Source organism: Bhargavaea massiliensis (assembly GCF_018390575.1).
In the GTDB taxonomy this organism is placed as follows: Bacteria; Bacillota; Bacilli; order Bacillales_A; family Planococcaceae; genus Bhargavaea; species Bhargavaea massiliensis.
Genome location: NZ_JAHBCJ010000009.1, coordinates 62,249 through 80,883 on the forward strand (window position 1 = coordinate 62,249; position 18,635 = coordinate 80,883).

19 protein-coding genes are annotated in these 18,635 nt (G+C 53.7%); 6 read left to right on the forward strand and 13 right to left on the reverse strand.

The window, feature by feature from the left end:
* Positions 1-160: 160 nt before the first annotated feature.
* From KHA84_RS13305 to KHA84_RS13320, 4 genes are all read right to left on the reverse strand, one after another.
* Entirely contained in the window at positions 161-1,015 is an 855-nt protein-coding gene (locus KHA84_RS13305) for an MBL fold metallo-hydrolase (RefSeq protein WP_213424002.1), read from the reverse strand.
* Positions 1,016-1,073: 58 nt separating this feature from the next.
* Entirely contained in the window at positions 1,074-1,349 is a 276-nt protein-coding gene (locus tag KHA84_RS13310) for a hypothetical protein (RefSeq protein ID WP_213424003.1), read from the reverse strand.
* 158 nt (positions 1,350-1,507) lie between these two features.
* Entirely contained in the window at positions 1,508-2,155 is a 648-nt protein-coding gene (locus tag KHA84_RS13315; protein WP_213424004.1) for a hypothetical protein, read from the reverse strand.
* Between the two features lie 120 nt (positions 2,156-2,275).
* A complete protein-coding gene (locus KHA84_RS13320) occupies positions 2,276-2,827 on the reverse strand; it encodes a biotin transporter BioY (protein ID WP_213424005.1) in 552 nt (183 codons plus the stop codon).
* Between KHA84_RS13320 and KHA84_RS13325 the strand changes: the two genes are divergently transcribed.
* Positions 2,796-3,263: a CHY zinc finger protein gene (locus KHA84_RS13325; RefSeq protein ID WP_213424006.1), complete on the forward strand. Its 468-nt coding sequence runs from the start codon at positions 2,796-2,798 to the stop codon at positions 3,261-3,263. The genes KHA84_RS13320 and KHA84_RS13325 overlap by 32 nt on opposite strands.
* A gap of 40 nt (positions 3,264-3,303) precedes the next feature.
* Here KHA84_RS13325 and KHA84_RS13330 read toward each other — a convergent pair whose 3' ends face one another.
* Positions 3,304-4,392: an AI-2E family transporter gene (locus KHA84_RS13330; protein ID WP_157294131.1), complete on the reverse strand. Its 1,089-nt coding sequence runs from the start codon at positions 4,390-4,392 to the stop codon at positions 3,304-3,306.
* Positions 4,393-4,540: 148 nt separating this feature from the next.
* Positions 4,541-5,401 carry a VOC family protein gene (locus KHA84_RS13335; protein ID WP_213424007.1) on the reverse strand — a complete coding sequence of 287 codons (861 nt, stop codon included), beginning with the start codon at positions 5,399-5,401 and terminating at the stop codon, positions 4,541-4,543.
* Between the two features lie 128 nt (positions 5,402-5,529).
* Between KHA84_RS13335 and KHA84_RS13340 the strand changes: the two genes are divergently transcribed.
* Positions 5,530-5,886, forward strand: coding sequence for a winged helix-turn-helix transcriptional regulator (locus KHA84_RS13340; RefSeq protein WP_213424008.1), 357 nt, complete (start codon positions 5,530-5,532; stop codon positions 5,884-5,886).
* A 175-nt stretch (positions 5,887-6,061) separates the two neighbouring features.
* A complete protein-coding gene (locus KHA84_RS13345) occupies positions 6,062-6,724 on the forward strand; it encodes a GntR family transcriptional regulator (RefSeq protein WP_213424009.1) in 663 nt (220 codons plus the stop codon).
* A 61-nt stretch (positions 6,725-6,785) separates the two neighbouring features.
* On the opposite strand, the gene brnQ (KHA84_RS13350) is transcribed toward KHA84_RS13345, so the two are convergent.
* Positions 6,786-8,153: a branched-chain amino acid transport system II carrier protein gene (gene brnQ, locus KHA84_RS13350; protein ID WP_213424010.1), complete on the reverse strand. Its 1,368-nt coding sequence runs from the start codon at positions 8,151-8,153 to the stop codon at positions 6,786-6,788.
* A gap of 219 nt (positions 8,154-8,372) precedes the next feature.
* On the opposite strand from brnQ (KHA84_RS13350), the gene KHA84_RS13355 reads away from it, so the two are divergent.
* Positions 8,373-8,564, forward strand: coding sequence for a hypothetical protein (locus KHA84_RS13355; RefSeq protein WP_213424011.1), 192 nt, complete (start codon positions 8,373-8,375; stop codon positions 8,562-8,564).
* A 103-nt stretch (positions 8,565-8,667) separates the two neighbouring features.
* Here KHA84_RS13355 and brnQ (KHA84_RS13360) read toward each other — a convergent pair whose 3' ends face one another.
* The 5 genes from brnQ (KHA84_RS13360) to KHA84_RS13380 form a co-directional block, all read right to left on the reverse strand.
* Entirely contained in the window at positions 8,668-10,020 is a 1,353-nt protein-coding gene (gene brnQ / locus KHA84_RS13360) for a branched-chain amino acid transport system II carrier protein (protein WP_213424012.1), read from the reverse strand.
* Positions 10,021-10,223: 203 nt separating this feature from the next.
* A complete protein-coding gene (gene tatC, locus KHA84_RS13365; protein ID WP_213424013.1) occupies positions 10,224-11,147 on the reverse strand; it encodes a twin-arginine translocase subunit TatC in 924 nt (307 codons plus the stop codon).
* A gap of 100 nt (positions 11,148-11,247) precedes the next feature.
* Complete coding sequence (gene tatA / locus KHA84_RS13370) at positions 11,248-11,463, reverse strand: twin-arginine translocase TatA/TatE family subunit (protein WP_213424014.1); 216 nt, start codon at positions 11,461-11,463, stop codon at positions 11,248-11,250.
* 274 nt (positions 11,464-11,737) lie between these two features.
* Positions 11,738-13,450: a GMC family oxidoreductase gene (locus KHA84_RS13375; protein ID WP_213424015.1), complete on the reverse strand. Its 1,713-nt coding sequence runs from the start codon at positions 13,448-13,450 to the stop codon at positions 11,738-11,740.
* Positions 13,451-13,467: 17 nt separating this feature from the next.
* Positions 13,468-14,223, reverse strand: a complete 756-nt coding sequence (locus tag KHA84_RS13380; RefSeq protein WP_213424016.1) for a gluconate 2-dehydrogenase subunit 3 family protein — start codon at positions 14,221-14,223, stop codon at positions 13,468-13,470.
* Positions 14,224-14,535: 312 nt separating this feature from the next.
* Here KHA84_RS13380 and KHA84_RS13385 point away from each other — a divergent pair, with 312 nt between their 5' ends.
* Positions 14,536-16,185, forward strand: a complete 1,650-nt coding sequence (locus KHA84_RS13385; protein WP_213424017.1) for an SLC13 family permease — start codon at positions 14,536-14,538, stop codon at positions 16,183-16,185.
* A gap of 61 nt (positions 16,186-16,246) precedes the next feature.
* Here KHA84_RS13385 and KHA84_RS13390 read toward each other — a convergent pair whose 3' ends face one another.
* Positions 16,247-17,455 carry an MFS transporter gene (locus KHA84_RS13390; protein ID WP_213424018.1) on the reverse strand — a complete coding sequence of 403 codons (1,209 nt, stop codon included), beginning with the start codon at positions 17,453-17,455 and terminating at the stop codon, positions 16,247-16,249.
* A 108-nt stretch (positions 17,456-17,563) separates the two neighbouring features.
* On the opposite strand from KHA84_RS13390, the gene KHA84_RS13395 reads away from it, so the two are divergent.
* Entirely contained in the window at positions 17,564-18,625 is a 1,062-nt protein-coding gene (locus tag KHA84_RS13395) for a PQQ-dependent sugar dehydrogenase (protein WP_213424019.1), read from the forward strand.
* Positions 18,626-18,635 lie beyond the last annotated feature (10 nt).

The window sequence follows — 18,635 nt, forward strand, 5'->3', positions numbered from 1 at the left end:
TTTTATACCCTATTGGGTATTAAGAATATACCACCCGGGGTATATATTCGTCAACAGGCATGCTTGCCGGATATCGTCCAGCCCTTTTTCACTCTCTTACAGCCATACCCGTTCGAACAAAGACAAAAGCCCCCGCGGGATATCGGGGGCAAATTGCTCATCATTTCTCGCCGTCCACGAATTTTCCGTGATCCGGGACCGCTTTTTCTTTGAAGTGTTCCGCAAGATTGGCCAGTTCGTTCTGCAAGTACTCTCCTGTGACCGGAACGCCGTGTCCGGTGAGGGCTGCCTGCGGCTGCAGCTGGGCAAGTGTTTTTACCGACTGCTCGGACGATTCCCAGTCAGGGGTCAGGTAAACCGGCGGACCGGTGACCTCAAGCTCCTGGGTCATCACTTTGTATAGAGAGTCCTGCTTCACTGTGACGAATGCATCCCCTGCAATCAGTGAGCCATCCGATTCACGGAATAATGACACATGGCCCTCGGTGTGTCCCGGTGTATGAATCCACCTCCAGCCGTCCATAAACGGCACCGTGCCGTCGGAAGGCAGTTCATGTGCCTTCGCGCCGATATCGATTGCCTCATGCGGGAACATGCTGGACATTTTCGCTACCATGCCGCCCTCCACGGTCATATCCGGGTCCGGATAATCCTTTTTGCCCGTAATATACGGAATTTCGAGCGGATGGGCATAAACCGGTACGTCCCAATGCTCGAGCAGATCGATCAATCCGCCGATATGGTCGAAATGGGCATGCGTCAGGATGATCGCCTTTGGCGGATTATTGTCGCCAAAACGGGCGGCCGCAGCCTCCATAATCTTGCCTCCGGATTTTGGCATGCCTGCATCAATCAGCACCCATTCATTCCCGACGCCCGGCTTTCCGTAGAAAATGACATTCACAATTTGATTCGTATAACTGTACAGATCTTCCCCGACCGGGATGCCGTCTCCGCTGTTCACGGACGTCATCGGCTGAAAACGCTCGGTTGACGAACTTCTTTCCATATCCATCGGTGATCCCTCCTGTGATGAAATCACCTTATTCATTCCCCTTATGGAGCGAATTAATCTATCGGGAGCGGTAAGCGCGGAAGGATAACTTGGTGGATACGTAGAATGATACCGCCGCTGCTCCGTACAGTACCCCCATAAACAATGCCGCCGGCAGGTCTCCTCTGTGACTGATGAATACGGAGATGATCAGGCCAATGGAGGTAGCGACTGTCGGCACGAACGCCGGCGGAATTGGAAAAATGTTTTTGAGCAGCTGTGTAGCTATCAGCACCAACGGAACGGCAAGAAAGATATCCCAGATGTTCGTGGAGATTTCCGGAAACTCCGTCACGACAAAAATCTCCTCCCTTTTGGATTCCTTGTCATTATGCTCATGGCTGATATGCTGCATTCATTTAAGGGAAACAACAATAGCGCCGGCACTCCCGAAGGAAATCCCGGCGCCACAATGGCTAGGCGTCTTAAATTGATTCGGATCTGTCAGCGGAGTTATTCGCCCTCCTCCAGATTTTGTTCCATCTCCTCGAGCACGTCCGGGAATACGACCTCATCAAACGATTCTCCGGTTGCCTCATCTTTTAATTCAATCGTCACGCGATAATTCTCGGGATCCTTCCCATTGAAAAGCTGATAATACGACCCGGCAAGCCCGAGGCCGAACAGGGAAAAGCCGTCCAGCGAGTTCTCAAACTGCTCCTGATCCACCGTTACGGTGAACGTTTCAAATTCCTTGTCATAGGAGATCTCGCGGATAGATGGGAAATCCTCTCCACCTTCAAAATCTGCAATTGTCTTCTTGAGTTCTTCCGATAGCTCTTTCATCAGTTCTTTATGTTTTGCTTTTGACATCTTATAGGTGACCGATCCGTCGTCGTTGAGGGAAGCTTCTCCTATTCCCTCTTCTTTTGCCTGCTTGATGACTTGATCCATGTCTTCACCTTCGAAAAACGAGGCGGGGATGGTGATCTCTACATTAAGCAAGCCTTTGTCCACGACTACTGCTCCATCCTCATCCGTAGCAGATTCTTCTGCAGCAGGTCCCTCTTGATTCCCGTCTTTTACCTTTTCGTTAGCCGGTTGTTCCGCGCCGCAACCTGCAAGCAGCAGCATCGCCAGCATCAAAAGCCATTTTCTCATGTGGCAACCCCTCTCTAAGTTGTTTATAACCCTTCATAAATGTGTCACTTATTCACTCTATCATAAAATGACTGTACCAAAAGATCCCTGCAGAAGTCTGCAGGGATCCACAATATCGCTTTACTGGGCAGCCGGCAGCAGACGTGCGGAGGCCAGACGGTTCCGGACCATGACGCCGAGAACTGCCGCGGCCACCGCCTTGATGCAGTCTGTAATGATGAACGGAAGCATGCCTCCCGCAAAAGCGCCTGTCCAGGACAGGTTGCCCATGAACTTCAGCCATGCCGTGCCGATCACGAGAATCGCCAGTGCCCCGATAATATTTGCCGTAACAACCGCCGATGCACGGAATCCCCCTTTTTCCGAAATCCATCCGATGATAAATGCCACCGGTATATAACTCAGAATATAGCCGCCCGTCGGCCCAAGCAAAATGCCAAGGCCGGATTTCATCCCCGCGAACACCGGGACGCCGATTGCCCCGATCAGGACATATAGTGCAGCTGCGAGCGTACCATAGCGTTTGCCGAGTATTGTCGCGGCAAGTGCGAGCGCCAATGTCTGCGCCGTAAATGGCACCGGCGGAATCGGGATGATGATTTGTGCCCCGATTCCCATGATTGCCGCGAATAGTGCAGCCATGATCATCATTTTCAGTCGTTCGTTCCCCATCGATTTCTCCCCCGTCTGGTTAACTTGCTTCATCCTTAAATTGACTAAACTTATCATATATAATGAAAAGACCATCAGTCAACCTGAATCGGAGGAGGAGTTAACGATCATTATTCATGGGCATGAAATACAAGGCGCTGTCATCGACGGTGAGACCCGGTGCCGCCATTACCACAGCGAGTCCGACCGGATTGCGATCAAGTTTTTCTGCTGCGGAAAGTGGTTTCCCTGCCATGCCTGCCATGCGGAATCCGGCTGTGGCGGGCATGCGATCTGGCCGGAGGACCGTTTTTCCGAGAAAGCCGTCCTCTGCGGTGCCTGCGGACATGAGCTGACGGTGGCAGAATACCTGGACGGAGCCTCTAATTGCCCTTCCTGCGGTGTTGCCTTCAATCCGGGCTGCAAGCTCCACCACCATCTGTATTTTGAAGATTGACATGCAAAAGCCCGCGGATTTGGCGCGGGCTTTCATCTGCCTATTCCTCCGCCACGTCACTCGTCGCAGCTTTCCTGATCTTCGTTCTTTCTTCATAGAAGTTCTTTACGATCGTCTTGCCGACCGCGTATATCGGAACACCAAGGAGCACGCCGACGAACCCGGCAATGTTCCCTGCGGCGAGAATGACCGTGATGACAGTAAGCGGATGGATTTCAAGCGTTTTGCCCATGATGTTCGGTGTAATGAAGTTGCTCTCGACCTGCTGGGCGACAATCATGACGATGCTGACCCCAATCAGGAGCTTCGGATCTTGGATAAGCGCGATGAGAAGCGCCGGGATAACCGAAATCCACGGCCCGATAAACGGAATGAGATTCATGAAGAGACCGAAAATTGCCAAGATCAGCGCATACTCCAGGCCGATGATGAGATAGCCGATCAGCAGCATAATGCCGACACAGAGACTGACGAGCATCTGGCCCTGTACATAGTTCGAAATCGTCCTGTTGACATCTTCCAACGTCTTGATGACGAAGCCTTTCTTCTTCCCCGTGAAAAATTGGGAAACGAACGGGATGAAGCGCTCATGGTCCTTCAGCATGTAGATGAGGAAGAACGGTGCAAGGACAAGCATGAAGATGGTCTGGAAAAAGCCCGTGATAAAGTTGACCATCCCCCCGCCGAGGTTGACGGCGATTTCGTTCACCCGGCTTTGCGCGTTGTCGATCGCGTTTTCCATGAACTCCGGAAGTTCATCCCGCCGGTTCAGCCAGTAACTGACGTTCTCCTGGACATCTTCGGTAATCTGCGGAAGATTGTTCGTGAAGGAATTCACCTGTTTCGTGATCATCGGACCGATCATGGCGGAAAGGCCCCAGAACACGCCGACGAGCAGCACGAATACGCTGAGGATACTTGCCCATCTCGGAAAATTGCGCTTCTCGAGATAGCGCTGCACGGGCTCCGTCAGATAAAACAGGAGTCCGCCCACGAGAAGCGGGAGGAAGATTGTCCTCAGGATGATGCCGATCGGCGCAAACAGGCCTTTGATATCGATGAAGAAATGAATGATGAGCAGAGCAAGGAGAATACCGACTCCCGCCTGGAACCAGAGTTTCTTAGTCATAGGGACCCCTTTGCTGTATTGCATTCTACCAATCCTATTCCCAGTATAACCGATTCCATGCATAAACCGCATTTCCCCGCCCTGTTCTTAAGGAAAAATTCTGTCCGCAAACGTAAAAAAACCGCCCCTGTAATGAGGGCGGTCCGGATCAGGCGCCTGCCTGCAAGATGATGCGATTGCCGGACGGGTCCGCGGCTACGGTTTGACCGTCCTCTTCACTGACTTCTGCACCGATTGAACGGAGCTGTTCCGATACCTTCCGGACCGCTTCGCTGTCCGGGAAAACGAGTGTATAGGCTTTCAGGCCGGCGCTGTCTTTTTCCTGCGCCGGGACGCCCTCGCCGTTCCATACATTCAGGCCGAGGTGGTGGTGATAACGGGCCGTAGACATGAAAAGCGCGCCCGGGTAGTACGTGGCCACTTCGAATCCGAGCCCATCCCGATAGAAGCGCTCCGTTTCATCGAGGTTTGAGACATGGAGATGAACGTGTCCCATGACGGTTTCTGCAGGCAGGCCGTTCCATGTTCGTCCCGCTTCCTGAGCGGACCGGACAACCCCGTCCCCGTCGAGTGCGACAGTAGCCATCTCAACCTGACCGTCGTTCCAGTTCCATTCATCAGCCGGACGGTCCCGGTACACTTCGATGCCGTTGCCTTCCGGGTCGTTCAAATAAAGGGCCTCGCTCACGTAATGGTCGCTCGCACCCATGCGCACGCCTTTACGGATAAAGTGCAGGATGGCCGCGCCCAGGTCCTCACGGGACGGGAGAAGGATTGCGAAGTGATAAAGCCCTGCCCGATTCGGTCGCTTCGGGTGGAGCCCTTCACGGTTTTCCAGAACGAGCAGCGGTGTATTGCCGTCAGCGGTCAGTTCAATCCGGCTATCGGTCTCACTCAGCACACGAAAGCCGATGATGTCCGTATAGAAATTCTTCATGGCATTCAGATCAAGTACATTCAGGTAAACAGCCCCTGTATAAACGGCCGGGGCCTGGTGGAAAGATTTCATATTGGTGAATTCCCCTCTCAGTTACGATTTGTAACCATCTTAACGGATATCAAAGGTTATTTCAAGTAACCTAATTACTGTGAACAGATTAATTCCTGTGATACACTTATGATAAGGAGTGAACGCATATGGTACAGCCAGAACTATGTCCCCGTTTTGAACAGGCGGTCGGAATGCTGAGCAAGCGGTGGAACGCGCTGATCATTTTTTCCCTTCTCGGCGAATCACAGCGGTTCTGCACGATGACCGAGTCGATCGGCATCAGTAACCGTCTGCTGTCAGAGAGGCTGAAGGAGCTGGAAAAGGACGGCATCGTCACACGGAACGTCTATCCGGAAACCCCTGTCAGAATTGAATACAGTCTGACCGAAAAGGGCCGTGCGCTTGCACCGGTCATGGAAGAAATCCAAAAGTGGTCTCAAGAGTGGCTGCCCGCCCAGGAGGCCGACGAAGAAAACAAGAGCCTGCCGTCCGTTAAGTTTTAACTGACCCGGTGTGGCTTGATTGATCCAAAAACATGCAATGTCGGCTTTCTCCTAGTTCAGACCGGCTTTTCCCGGTGAAATCCCGGATTTCTGTGGGTGCGATATATTGTATACCCCTTTTATTGGTTCTCATGTATAATGAATGAAAGAAGCTTTCCGATTGGGGGACCGGAATATGCCACTACCAACTCAGCTACCCAAGCCGATTCGCATGACGGCAAAAGAAACCGCTTTTAATCAGATCCAGAACTGGATCATCGACGGGACGCTTCGTCCCGGAGAGAAATTAAACGACCTGGAAATCGCCAAGGCGCTTGGCGTCAGCCGGACACCGGTCCGGGAGTCGCTTCAGCTTCTTGAGACGCAGGGCTTTGTCAAGATGTATCCCGGCAAGGCGACTCAAGTAACGGAAATCGATCCGGATGCGATCAACGACCTGCTTCCGCCGCTCGCCGTCCTGCAGGCCCTTTCCGCAGAGCTTGCCATTCCTCATCTGACGGATGAAATCATCGGGCGGCTCACCGAAACAAACGAACGATTCGGGGATGCGATCCGGGAAGGCGACGAACTGTCTGCCATCCGCATTGACGAAGAGTTCCACCAGATTATCGTCGAAGCTGCCGACAACTCGTACATCACCAACATCGTCGGGAACCTCCAGGCACATGTACGGCGCCAGTTCTACCACGATGCCATCGTTTTGCGTGAGCAGTCCTTCAAGGAACACACTGACATCATCCGTGCCATGAAGGACGGCGATGCCGGGAAAGTAAACAGCATCATGACCAAAAACTGGCTCACGGCAATTGACGAGCTCCGCGCATTGCGCGGCCAGTGATAGAGATAACCAAAAGAAACCCGCGGTAAGCCTCATCGGCTTATCTGCGGGTTTCTGTTTTTTACTGTCTGTGAGAAAGTTGCTCTTCAGAAGCCGGTCCGGCCAGCCGGGCGAAAAGACCGGTAACCACCAGGACCACTATGACCGGCAAGAGCCAGCCCAGGCCGTCAGCATAAAGAGGCAAATTGGCCATGAGAAATTCATCAATCGGCGTAAGGAAGCCAAATTCTGTACCGAGCGATCCGCCCAGAGCCTTCAGGCCATCGATGATCCCAAAGATCAGTGCCATGGTCGTTGCCGCCACATAGACCATTTGCGCATGATGGAACAGCTTTGATGTAAACGTCAGCAGCAAAAGAGAAATTGCCAGCGGGTACAAGAACATCAGCATCGGTATTGAAAATGTAATGATATTCGATAATCCAAAATTCGCGACGATGAACGTAAAAACAGTGATCATCCATACAAACACTTTGTAGCTGACTTTAGGGAACAGCGAGTGGAAGTACTCGCCATTTGCCGAGATAAGCCCGATTGCCGTTGTCAGACAGGCCAGAATAATGACAACTGACATCAGGTACGTCCCAAACGCCCCAAAGTAATGCGTAGCGGCGTTGCTCAACACCGGACCGCCGGTTTCAAACATGCCAAACGGCTCGACGCTCGTTGCCCCGATATAAGCGCTTCCGAAATAGAGACCCGTCAAGAAAAGACTGGCAATAATGCCCGATACAAACGTGGCATTCGTGATCCCTTTTACAGATTTTACGCCCAGTCCTTTCAGTGCGTTGATGACGATAATGGCAAAAACAAGCGCCGCGATGGCATCCATCGTATTATAACCTTCCATAATTCCTTTCGTGAATGCATGGTCCGCATATGCAGGCACAGCGGGCTGGATCGCGCCCATAGGCTTGTAGAATGTCATCGAAATCAGAGCAATCAAAATGACAACAATGCCCGGAGCAAGGATCTTGCCAACCCGATCCACGATTTTAGCCGGGTTCAGCGAAAGCCAGAGTGCCAGAGAAAAGAAGGGGAGAGTAAACAGGAAGAGCGGCAGCCAACCGGCGTCGTGTCCGACAAACGGCGTGATGCCGATTTCGTAGGCGACTGTCCCGGTACGTGGCGTGCCGAAAAACGGACCGATCGTCAGATAGAGGAGGGACGTGAATAGTACGCCATAAAGCGGATGCACCCGGCTCGCCAGTTCCTGGAGATGATTGCTTCCGGAATAACCGATCGCAACAACTCCAAGGAAAGGGAGGCCGACGCCAGTGATGAGAAAACCGATCACCGCCGGCCACAGCTGATCTCCTGCCTGCTGGCCGAGTTGTGCCGGGAATATCAGGTTGCCCGCACCGAAAAACAGGGCGAACAGCATGGCGCCAACCGCGATATAGTTGGAGAAAGACATTTTTTCCTGCATGAGACGCAATCCTTTCTGTCTTAGCTGCATTTTCTGCTGGGATGTCAAAGAATACCGATTATTGTCGACTATTAAACCAATGTTTCTCATCCTACTGTATTTTCTGCAAAATGACAACAGACAAAGTCTGACTTTTAACAATGTCTGTCCAGTTCCGGTTTATCGTTCCGACACGCGGGAATATAACAGACAGACGCACCAGACAAGGAGGAAAAGAACATGAATCGAAATAAGATGATGATGACTGCCCTCGGATTGGGTGCCGCTTATCTCATGAGAAACAAGGAATCCCGTGACAAGCTAAAAGGCCAGTTCAATGACTTCGCAGGAAGCACAAAGAACTCTAACCGCAGCCAGGCAGCCACTGACAATAACAAAAAAGGCGGAATGCTGACCAACTTCTTTAGCTGATCGGCATCCGCCAACACCCCGGAGAGACTTCTTCGGGGATATTTTATTGAAAAGAAAACATCCGGCGGAAATAATCCGCCGGATGTCCATTTTTTGATTAAGATCAGGCTTCCGCCGTGTTGGCGGCAGTTCCCGTGGCGCGTGCGATAACGCCCGTCAGTACCATGACCGTGACGACCGGAATCAGCCAGCCCAGGCCATCCGTATAGAACGGCAGATGGGCGGTGTAGAAGTCCACAATCGGCTGGAGCCATGCAAACTCTGTTCCAAGTGTGCCGGCAAGCGCCTTCAGCCCGTCCACAATCCCGATAGCGAACGCGACTACAGTCGCCGACACATATACGAGTCGTGAATGATTGAACAGCTTAGAAGTGAATGCCAGCAGGAGCAGCGAAATCGCAAGCGGATAAATCAGCATCAGCACCGGAATCGAATAAGTGATGATGTTCGCCAGCCCAAAGTTCGAAACAACAAACGTGAAGACCGTAAATACGATAACGAATGTCTTATAGCTCACTTTCGGGAAAAGCGAATGGAAATATTCCGCGTTCGCAATCATCAGGCCGATTGCAGTCGTCAGGCAGGCCAGGGTGATGACGACCGCGAGCAGTGCCGTGCCGAATGCCCCGAAGAAATGCTCGGCCGAACTGCTGAGGACCGGACCGCCCGTATCAAACAAACCGTATTTCTCAACGCTGGTGGCACCGATATAGGCGATGCCGACATAAAGGATACCGAGAAGTGACGCGGCAACGACGCCTGCTTTAAATGTCGCGTTCAAAATTCCTTTTTTCGTCTTCATCCCCATCGCCTTGACTGCATTGATGACAATGATGGCAAACACAAGCGCTGCGATGGCATCCATCGTGTTGTAGCCTTCCGTGAAGCCTTTTGCAAATGCATTTCCTATATAACTTTCAGTAGCCGGCTGAATAGCCCCCATCGGTTTCACGATGGCTACAACAATCAGGACAGCCAGCAGAACAACGATGCCAGGTGCCAGGACTTTGCCGACCCGGTCGACAATTTTCGCCGGATTCAGTGACAGCCACAGCGTGATGCCGAAAAATACAGCCGTAAACAGCAGGAGCTGCATGGGCCCATTGCCCGCGTAGGGAGTAATGCCGACTTCAAATGCAACTGTTCCTGTACGGGGTGCCGCAAAGAACGGACCAATGGTCAAGTAAAGGACTGACGTGAAAATCACTGCGTATAACGGGTGAATTCTGCTTGCAAGATCTTGCAAGTTGCTGCTGCCGGAATATCCGATGGCGATGACACCAAGGAACGGCAGGCCCACTCCCGTAATCAGAAATCCGATGATCGCAGGCCAGAAGTTTTCACCAGCCAGCTGGCCTAATTGGGCAGGGAAAATCAGGTTACCTGCTCCGAAAAACAAGGCAAACAGCATGACGCCGACTGCTACGTATTTGGAAAAAGATAAACTTTCTCTCATGTTGAAAAACCCTTTCTCACTGATGTATTTAATATTCTGACGGTTTCTGTAGAGGTGATGTTTATTATCCTACTACTGAATCAGGAAGAATGCAATATATTAGTTAATTTTTTTATCAGAATCTTTCAATTTGTAGTCTATATCTATTAATACGACGAAAAAAGCGGCTCCCTGATCGGGAACCGCTCGTTGAACCGTATGAATTATTCTGCCACCGCAGCCTGCTCCTGCCTGCGTTCCGCTCGACGGACAAGCCAAATGCTCGCTTCATAGAGGACTGCCATCGGAATAAGAACCAGCAGCTGGCTGATAAAGTCCGGGGGCGTGATCAGGGCTGAAATGACCGCAAGGGAAACATAGGACCATTTGCGGACTTTTTTCATCGTATCCGCTGTCAGCAGACCGATTGATCCGAGGAACAGTGCCACAATCGGAAGCTCGAACAACAGGCCGACCGGCATCGTCGTCATGAGCAGAAAACGCATGTACTCCTGCGCCGACACCATGATATCGAAATTGGCCGCCCCGAATCCGAGGAGGAACTCGTAGCTGAGCGGGTGGATGATAAAGTACCCGAACGCGACGCCTCCAATAAAGAGAAGCAGCATCACCGGCGAATACAGTCCGATGAATCTCGACTCATTTTCGTTCAGGCCCGGCTTCACAAACTGCCAGATAAAGTGGCACAGGAACGGCAGAGAGAGTCCCAGAGCAATCGCCGCTGACATGGTCATGTAAAACTTCACGACCTCAAGCGGGCCGAGAATCACCAACTCATGGCCCTTTGTGACATACGGGAACCATAGGTTGATGGTCGAAAAGACCGCAATGAATACAACCAAGAAGACGACGGTACTTTTGACCAGCGACTTTCGCAGATCAGTGAGATGGGTGATGTAGTTTTCCCCATCCCCATCCTCAGCCCCGCCTTGTGGAGGCTTTTCTGGAGGCGGTGTGCCTGCGCCCTGCTCCTGAGCCGCCTGAACAAGCGTTTCAGCAGTTGCTTCCTCTTCTGCCGCCTCTCCGGACACCTTCCCCTGCTTCTCGATTTCCGCCTTTTTCTCTTCGGCTTTCTGTTTGTCGAGAGGGCTCAGTGTGGCATTGTAATCATTTCCGTACGGATCCATCTTGATCACTTCCTGTCTTTGAACGCTTCATGATCTTAGTGAAACGCCAAAAACGGCAGACCGGCCCAAAGCCGCCGGGCGGCCCCGGCCGGTCCTGCCGTTACGCTTCTTTACGTTCTTCCTTCAACTCATCTTTTCTCGGCTTGTGCTTGTCATCATCGTCTTCCATGATGTCTTTCGCCGACTTCTTGAACTCGGACAGCGTCTTGCCGACGGCCGAACCGACTTCAGGAAGCTTTCTCGGGCCAAATAGAATCAGGACAATGACAAGGATGATGATCAGCCCCGGAACACCGATGCTTGCGATACCACCCATGCGGATCGCCTCCTTTTATTAATAGAGTTCCACTGGGGAGGAAAGGGTAAACCTCTTTGACTTCCCCGCTTCGATTAACTTTCCCGCTCCGACGGGGCGGGCCTCGCTGCGCAGGAAGCCCTTATGCCTGTCGCCCCTTAGCGGCGCCTTCAGCACTTAGACTATCCGGCTCCAGGCGGCAGCTCCTCGGGTCATAAGCCGTTTCGCTCCGTGGGGCAGGCCCCCTGCGCAAATCGTCTTATGCCTGTCGGAGCTAGGCAGCCGCCTTGCGCACTTAAACCAGCGAGCCGCCTTCTTTGCTGTATTTGATGATGCCTTCCGCGCAGCGGTAGGCGAGTGCGCCGACTGTGCCGGTCGGGTTGTAGCCGCCGTTGTGAGGGAAGTTCCCCGCGCCGATGACAAACAGGTTGTCCATGTCCCAATGCTGCAGGTAGTTGTTGACGACGCTTGTTTCCGGGTCGGCCCCCATGATTGTGCCTCCGGTGTTGTGCGTGGTCTGGTAAGGGACGATATCGTAGTCTGTGATCGGGTTGCTTCCGACCGTCTGCTTTGCTCCCATCTTCTCCATGATCTCCACCGCTTTCTCCGTGATGAACTTATGGAGGGCACGGTCTTGGTCCGTAAAGTTGTAGGTGAGCTGCAGGAGTGGTACCCCGTAAGCGTCTTTATACTTCGGATCCAGTGTCAGGTAGTTGTCCCGGTGAGGCATAGAAGCCCCTTGGGTCCCGATGTTGAGGGTCCGTGTATAGTTTTCGATGGATGCCTTTTTGAATTCCGCTCCCCATGCCGGCGTATCCGGCGGAACCGGGTTGCTGGCGATCGGCCGGACGCCGGTCTGGGTGAGCGACATGCTGCCGCCGTGGATAAAGTCCAGATCGCTGTGGTCAAAGTTATCTCCGTTGAAGTCATCAATCGACATGCCGAGCGAGCCCGCTCCCATGAATGTGTTGAACTGCTCATCAAAGAAGCCCGTCGCTCCAGGAAGAATCTGATAGCAGTAGTTTTTGCCGAGCGTGCCGCGGCCTGTCTCCGGATCATACATCTCGCCGATGTCGGATACCATGAGGAGCTTGGCGTTGTTCATGACATAGCTTGTCAGAACGACCGTTTCCGCCGGTTGGATAAATTCTTCGCCGGACATCCAGTTGATGTAACGGACTCCCGTTGCCTTGCCGCCTTCATGAAGGATCTCGACGACATTCGAATGGAAGCGCACTTCAAAGTTACCGGTTTCCTTGGCGGTCGGGATGACAGTGATTTCAGGAGAAGTCTTCGCCCCGTATTCACAGCCGAACCGCTCACAGAAGCCGCAGTACATGCAGGCATTGATCGTCTGGCCGTCGGGGTTGGTGTAAGCTTCCGACAGGTTGGCAGACGGCAGCATGAACGGTGTATATCCCAGGTCACTCGTCGCCTTTTCAAACTTCTCCAGGATCGGAGTCTTCTTCATTGGCGGTGTCGGGTATGGGTTGGAGCGTTTTCCGGCAAACGGGTTTTTGTCATCGCCGGAAATCCCCGCCGTGTATTCGAATTTATCAAAGTACGGCTCCAGTTCGTCGTATGTAATTCCCCAGTCCTGGAGCTGATACTCCTTTCCAAGCTTGTTTGCGCCATACTTTTTCTCGGTCATTGTCTTGATCTCAAAATCATACGGAAGGAAACGCCATGTATGGCCGTTCCAGTGAGTGCCTGCTCCGCCGAGCCCTTCACCAAGAAGGAATGATCCCATCGTCCGCATCGGAAGCGCCCGCTGGTCGCGCCGGTTCCGGAAGGTGACCGTCTCCTTCGACAGGTCCTGCATGAGTTCATAACGGATGGCGTAGCGATATTCATCGTGGACACGCAAATAATCTTCCGTCCCCCGCTCGCGGCCCCTCTCGATGCTCACAACCTTCAGGCCCGCCTTTGCTGCCTCTGCAGCAATGATGCCGCCCGTCCAGCCTGCGCCGACTGTTACGACATCAACTTTGTCCAATGTAGTTGCCATTCATTACCCCTCCTAAATCAGTGATGTCCGCCAAGGGACTGAGGATCGATTTCCTGGAACTCTTCGCTGTCAATTTTGTCGATGTAGGCTGCCTGGTGGCCAGGGAAGTTCTTCATCTTCCATCCTTCCATGCCCCGGTTGCCGCCGTACATTGGATCGGAATAAGCCCCTTCCAAAACTGCAGAACGGAGGAGCCGGAAGAAGAAGCCTGCCGTGACGCCTTCCATTTCAACTTCGTCCTTCTGGAAAGCCGTGATGATTTCATCCATCTGCTCGCCTTCGAGATCGGTGAAGCTTTTATCGAACCGGCCCTGAGCTTCCTGCTCCAGCTTTCGGATGCCCTGAAGGAAGATCTCCTTGCGGCGGAGACGGGTCTGATAGCCCTGGGTCACCTCGCCGCCGTAGAATGGCCCCTGCATATACTCTTTTTCATTGTTGCCGTAAGCCCCGGCCAGTTGATGGTCGATAAAATAAGGCACGCCGAGACCGATCGCCCCAGGACCAAGGTCATCTTCAGGGAAAATCCGCTCAGTCGCTTCCGAAAGAACATTGAAGTCATGGTCGTTCGTGAAGAACATCCTGCCGCTCGGTGAGCCCGCCGACTGGTCAGCCCTGCCTCCGCTCCGCTCCCCTTCTTTGGTCGCGGAACCACCGTCCTTTGCGTTGTACCCAATCAGGCCGCCGATCACACCGCCGCCGACCAGGGCGCCTGTCGCCACGCCTGCCGTCTTGAGAAAATCGCGACGGGACACATCTTTCTTTTCATCCGCCATGCCTATTCCTCCTTTGTGGTTCTTCCAATACGGGAAATCTACAACGAAGCATACCTCCCGGTTATCCTTTTTATACGGTAATGCATGCTTCTCGCCCATATACTGGTCTTTCTTCCGTTTCCCTTGCCCCTATGAAGGTAAACCCCGCCATGCCAAAATTATGATAAAAGAACCTTGGAATCTTCGTTTTTCCGGAGCAGTTTGTAGCAATAATCTGCATTCTTCTAAAAAACTGATTGTTTCTGTGATGCAACACAACGTATAATAATGTAGGCTGTGTAGTCACAGCGGACTACAAAGGGGGTTATACATATGTTCCAGAACGCCTGGTCCCGGATGTGGGATTGGCATGATGAAGCCAAACGGCTTTTTACATTTTTTATCCGTCCAAACAAAGTGATGATGAATGCCGAAGGGTCGGGGACGCCTTTCGGGTACACGGAGAAGGACCCGGACAGCAAAAGGAATGAGCGCAGCTATACGACTGCCCAGCTGATTGGCCTCATTGCCGGACCGCTCCTCTTTTTTCTGATCCTGTTCCTCTTTAATCCGGAAGGACTGTCACCGGAAGCGCGCGCCATTCTGGCGGGAACCGTCTGGATGGCCGCCTGGTGGATCACCGAGGCGGTGCCGATTCCGGTCACGTCCCTTCTGCCGCTCGTCCTCTTTCCTCTTGCCGGCGGGCTGGACGTAAAGGCGACTGCATCTGCCTACGGAGACGAAAACATCTTCCTCTTCATGGGAGGCTTCATGATTGCGCTCGCGATGGAAAAGTGGAATCTTCACCGGCGCATTGCCCTCACGATCATCTCGGCGATCGGCACGAACGTGAACAGGATTGTGCTGGGCTTCATGGTCGCCACCGGATTCCTGTCAATGTGGATCTCCAATACGGCGACTGCAATGATGATGGTGCCGATCGGCCTTGCCATTACCTATCAGGTCGCCGATGCGCTTAAAAACGACCCTTCTGTGGATACCTCGCAGGAAAACTTCGGTTTCGGCAAGGCGCTTATGCTCGGAATCGCCTACTCCGCCTCTGTTGGCGGGATTGCGACGCTGATCGGCACCCCGCCAAACACGGCACTCGCCGCAGCCATGGAAAAAATGTACGGCATCGAGATTTCCTTTGGCCAGTGGATGCTTTTCGGAACTCCATTCGCCTGGCTGTTCATCCTCTTGATCTGGCTGTACCTTGTAAAGATCGCTTTTCCACAGAAAATCAAAGAATTGCCCGGCGGCCGTGAGATGATCCATGCCGAGAAAGAAAAGCTGGGCAGCGCCTCCACGGAGGAAAAGCTGGTGTTCACAATTTTCGTTCTTGCTGCATTTTCTTGGATCACGCGCTCGTTCTTCCTGCAGAACTTCCTGCCGGGCATCAGTGACGGAGTCATTGCCATGCTCTTTGCAATCGTCCTGTTCGTCATCCCAGCGGTTAACGTAAAGGGCGACCGCCTCCTTGACTGGGAGACGGCCGTCAAGCTGCCATGGGGCATCCTGCTCCTGTTCGGCGGCGGCCTCGCGATTGCGGCCGGCTTTGTCGGATCAGGGCTTTCTGAATGGATCGGCGGACAGCTGACGGCACTTGATGCGGTTCCGCTTATTGTCGTGATCATTGTCGTTACGGCGCTTGTCATCTTCCTGACTGAGATTACGTCCAATACCGCAACAGCCGCTATGATGTACCCGATCATGGGAGCACTTGCAGTCGCGCTTGGTGTCCATCCGTTCGCACTCATGGTCGCTGCCGGTGTTGCCGCTTCCTGTGCGTTCATGCTGCCGGTCGCGACGCCACCGAACGCGGTCGTGTTCGGTTCCGGTTATCTCAGGATCCCGGATATGGCGAAGGCCGGATTTGCCCTCAACATCATGGGCGTCGTCCTTGTACCGCTGTTTATCTGGTTCCTGCTGCCGGTCGTGTTCGGCATTGACCTGAACACATTGCCGGATTTCCTCAAATAAGATACAAGAAAAGCCATGCGTCCGTTCGGGTGCATGGCTTTTCTAATGCTTTCATAGAGTATTACGCGTGTGCCGCAAGCCGCTTTCTCGCGGAGACGGCAAATGCAAGGTAAATGACCGGGACGGTTGCAGTGGTCAGAATCAGGAGTTTCCAGCCACCCGCCGTCCAGAGCGGCGACAAAAGTGTGCTTCCCGCGGCGACTCCGACATAATAGGAAACAAGATACAGGCTCGAGGCGCTGCCCTTGTGATGGGCCGCATCGCGGCCGACGGTGGCTGCCGTAAGCGAATGGGCGGTAAAAAAGCCAAGGCAGATGACGCACAGGCCGACGACGATCATCGTGACATTGTCCGCAAGCGTGATCAGAATTCCTGCCGAAAGGATGAGTATGCCTGCCATCCGGACCGGCCGGATGCCGAGCCGGTCGGACAGCCAGCCGGCCAGCGGCGAGCCGATTACGCCGATGCCGTAGGCAAAGTATGTATAGGATATCGCCTCAAGCGACAGGCCAAAGGGATCTCCCTGCAGATGGAACGGCAAAAACGTCCAGACACCGGTGAAGCTCAACTGAAGGACGATTCCGAGGCCGAATGAGATCAGAAGGAGCGGGTTTTTCAGATGAAACAGGAATGCCTCCATGTCCTGCCTGACGGTCCCGTCCGCCGCCTCAAACCGTTTTGATTTCGGCAGGAGGAAAATGACCGCTACAGCGACCAGCGCCCCGGAAATGCCCAAGCCGTAAAACGCCGACTGCCAGGAATAATGCTCGGTCACATACCCTGTCAGCACACGTCCCACCATTCCGCCGAGGGCGTTTGTCGCGATGTAAAGCGAAGTCGCGAAGCTGACGCTTCTCCTGTCCACTTCCTCGTTAATATAAGCGATTGCGGCCGCGGGAACCCCTGCGAGCGTGAAGCCCTGCAGAAAACGGAGAAAGAGAATCAACCCGAACGTGTCAGTCAGCGGCATGATGAAAAATGGAATCACCGAAAGCGCGACCGACCATTTGATATAAAGCGTGCGCCCGTGCCGGTCGGACAAAAAACTGATGACGAGCAGGCCGAGGATCAGCCCGAGCGTCGTAAGAGAGACGGACAAACTGGACGAAGAAACCGACACGCCGAACTCCTCCGTGAACAGCGGCAGGAGCGGCTGCGTCGTATACATCGCCGCGAACACGAACAGCGAGGCAAACCCGAGTGCGCCGATAACCTTCCAGAATGCGGCATCTCTCATTGTATAAGGGGGTCGATTCGTCCTGTTCTCCATTTACAACACTTCCCATCCACTGATTCTCCCATTATAGCAAAGAGGCGGAAGGACGGAAGAAGGCGCAGCGGGTATGATATAGAAAACATCGGCTAAGGGAGGATCAGGATGAAGAGAATCGCATCTGCAGTTGTTCTCCTGCTAATCATGGCAGGCTGTTCGGACAAAGCGGTGGAAACGGTAGGTCCAATTGATGAAGGTGCTGATCAGGATCGGGGCGGACTGCAGGAAGAGATCACGGAAGTCGCGGCAGGGCTGCGCTCCCCCTGGTCGATCGACCGGCACGGAGAGACTTTCTATATTTCGGAGCGGGGCGGGACCGTTGCCGAGGTCGGAACGGACGGCACAGTGAGAAGGCTGGATACGGAGCTTTCCGCTCCGCTGTCCGGCGCGGCGGAGGCGGGTCTCATGGGCTTTGTGCTGAAACCCGGATTCGATGAAAATCGCGAGGCCTATGCTTACTACACGCTTGAGGGGCCGGCCGGGCCGGTGAACCGGATCGTCACGCTCAGGCGCGGCGATGCCGGATGGCACGAGACGGACATCCATCTGGACATGGTCATGTCGGGCCCGGTGCACCACGGCGGCAGGCTAGCCCTGTCCCCGGACGGTAGCCTTTTCGCGACAGTCGGTGACAGGTTCGAGCCCGGAACTGCGCAGGAGCCCGAGTCGCTGAACGGCAAAATCCTCAGGATGAACGCGGGCGGAGAATTCGAGGTGTACACGATCGGACACCGGAATCCCCAGGGGCTGGCATGGGACGAGGATGGTGTGATGTATGCGACCGAGCATGGCCAGTCTGCCAACGATGAACTGAACCGCATCGAACAAGGGCGAAACTACGGATGGCCGGTGATCGAGGGGACGGAACAACGGGAAGGCATGGAGCGGCCGATTGCGACATCCGGCAATGACGAAACCTGGGCACCGTCCGGCCTGGCCTATCATCGGGGACGGCTTTACGCAGGGGCACTCAGGGGCGAAGCAGTTCTCGTGTTCGATCCGGAGACCGGCAGCCTTCTCAGAAAAATCGGGGGCTTCGGCCGGATACGCGACGTGTTCTCGGACGGCGATTCGGTTTATTTCATCACCAACAATACGGACGGTCGGGGAACACCCCGGGCAGGAGACGACCGCCTCATGGAAATCAGACACCCGGGCAGCGGCTGAAGCCGCCTTG

Bases quoted from the DNA above. Each gene is read 5' to 3' on its own strand.
- KHA84_RS13305 (WP_213424002.1), bottom strand. From the start codon at position 1,015: ATGGATATGGAAAGAAGTTCGTCAACCGAGCGTTTTCAGCCGATGACG.
- KHA84_RS13315 (WP_213424004.1), bottom strand. From the start codon at position 2,155: ATGAGAAAATGGCTTTTGATGCTGGCGATGCTGCTGCTTGCAGGTTGC.
- KHA84_RS13325 (WP_213424006.1), top strand. From the start codon at position 2,796: ATGATCATCATTTTCAGTCGTTCGTTCCCCATCGATTTCTCCCCCGTC.
- KHA84_RS13320 (WP_213424005.1), bottom strand. From the start codon at position 2,827: ATGGGGAACGAACGACTGAAAATGATGATCATGGCTGCACTATTCGCG.
- KHA84_RS13330 (WP_157294131.1), bottom strand. From the start codon at position 4,392: ATGACTAAGAAACTCTGGTTCCAGGCGGGAGTCGGTATTCTCCTTGCT.
- KHA84_RS13335 (WP_213424007.1), bottom strand. From the start codon at position 5,401: ATGAAATCTTTCCACCAGGCCCCGGCCGTTTATACAGGGGCTGTTTAC.
- KHA84_RS13340 (WP_213424008.1), top strand. From the start codon at position 5,530: ATGGTACAGCCAGAACTATGTCCCCGTTTTGAACAGGCGGTCGGAATG.
- KHA84_RS13345 (WP_213424009.1), top strand. From the start codon at position 6,062: ATGCCACTACCAACTCAGCTACCCAAGCCGATTCGCATGACGGCAAAA.
- brnQ (WP_213424010.1), bottom strand. From the start codon at position 8,153: ATGCAGGAAAAAATGTCTTTCTCCAACTATATCGCGGTTGGCGCCATG.
- KHA84_RS13355 (WP_213424011.1), top strand. From the start codon at position 8,373: ATGAATCGAAATAAGATGATGATGACTGCCCTCGGATTGGGTGCCGCT.
- brnQ (WP_213424012.1), bottom strand. From the start codon at position 10,020: ATGAGAGAAAGTTTATCTTTTTCCAAATACGTAGCAGTCGGCGTCATG.
- tatC (WP_213424013.1), bottom strand. From the start codon at position 11,147: ATGGATCCGTACGGAAATGATTACAATGCCACACTGAGCCCTCTCGAC.
- tatA (WP_213424014.1), bottom strand. From the start codon at position 11,463: ATGGGTGGTATCGCAAGCATCGGTGTTCCGGGGCTGATCATCATCCTT.
- KHA84_RS13375 (WP_213424015.1), bottom strand. From the start codon at position 13,450: ATGGCAACTACATTGGACAAAGTTGATGTCGTAACAGTCGGCGCAGGC.
- KHA84_RS13380 (WP_213424016.1), bottom strand. From the start codon at position 14,223: ATGGCGGATGAAAAGAAAGATGTGTCCCGTCGCGATTTTCTCAAGACG.
- KHA84_RS13385 (WP_213424017.1), top strand. From the start codon at position 14,536: ATGTTCCAGAACGCCTGGTCCCGGATGTGGGATTGGCATGATGAAGCC.
- KHA84_RS13390 (WP_213424018.1), bottom strand. From the start codon at position 17,455: ATGGAGAACAGGACGAATCGACCCCCTTATACAATGAGAGATGCCGCA.
- KHA84_RS13395 (WP_213424019.1), top strand. From the start codon at position 17,564: ATGAAGAGAATCGCATCTGCAGTTGTTCTCCTGCTAATCATGGCAGGC.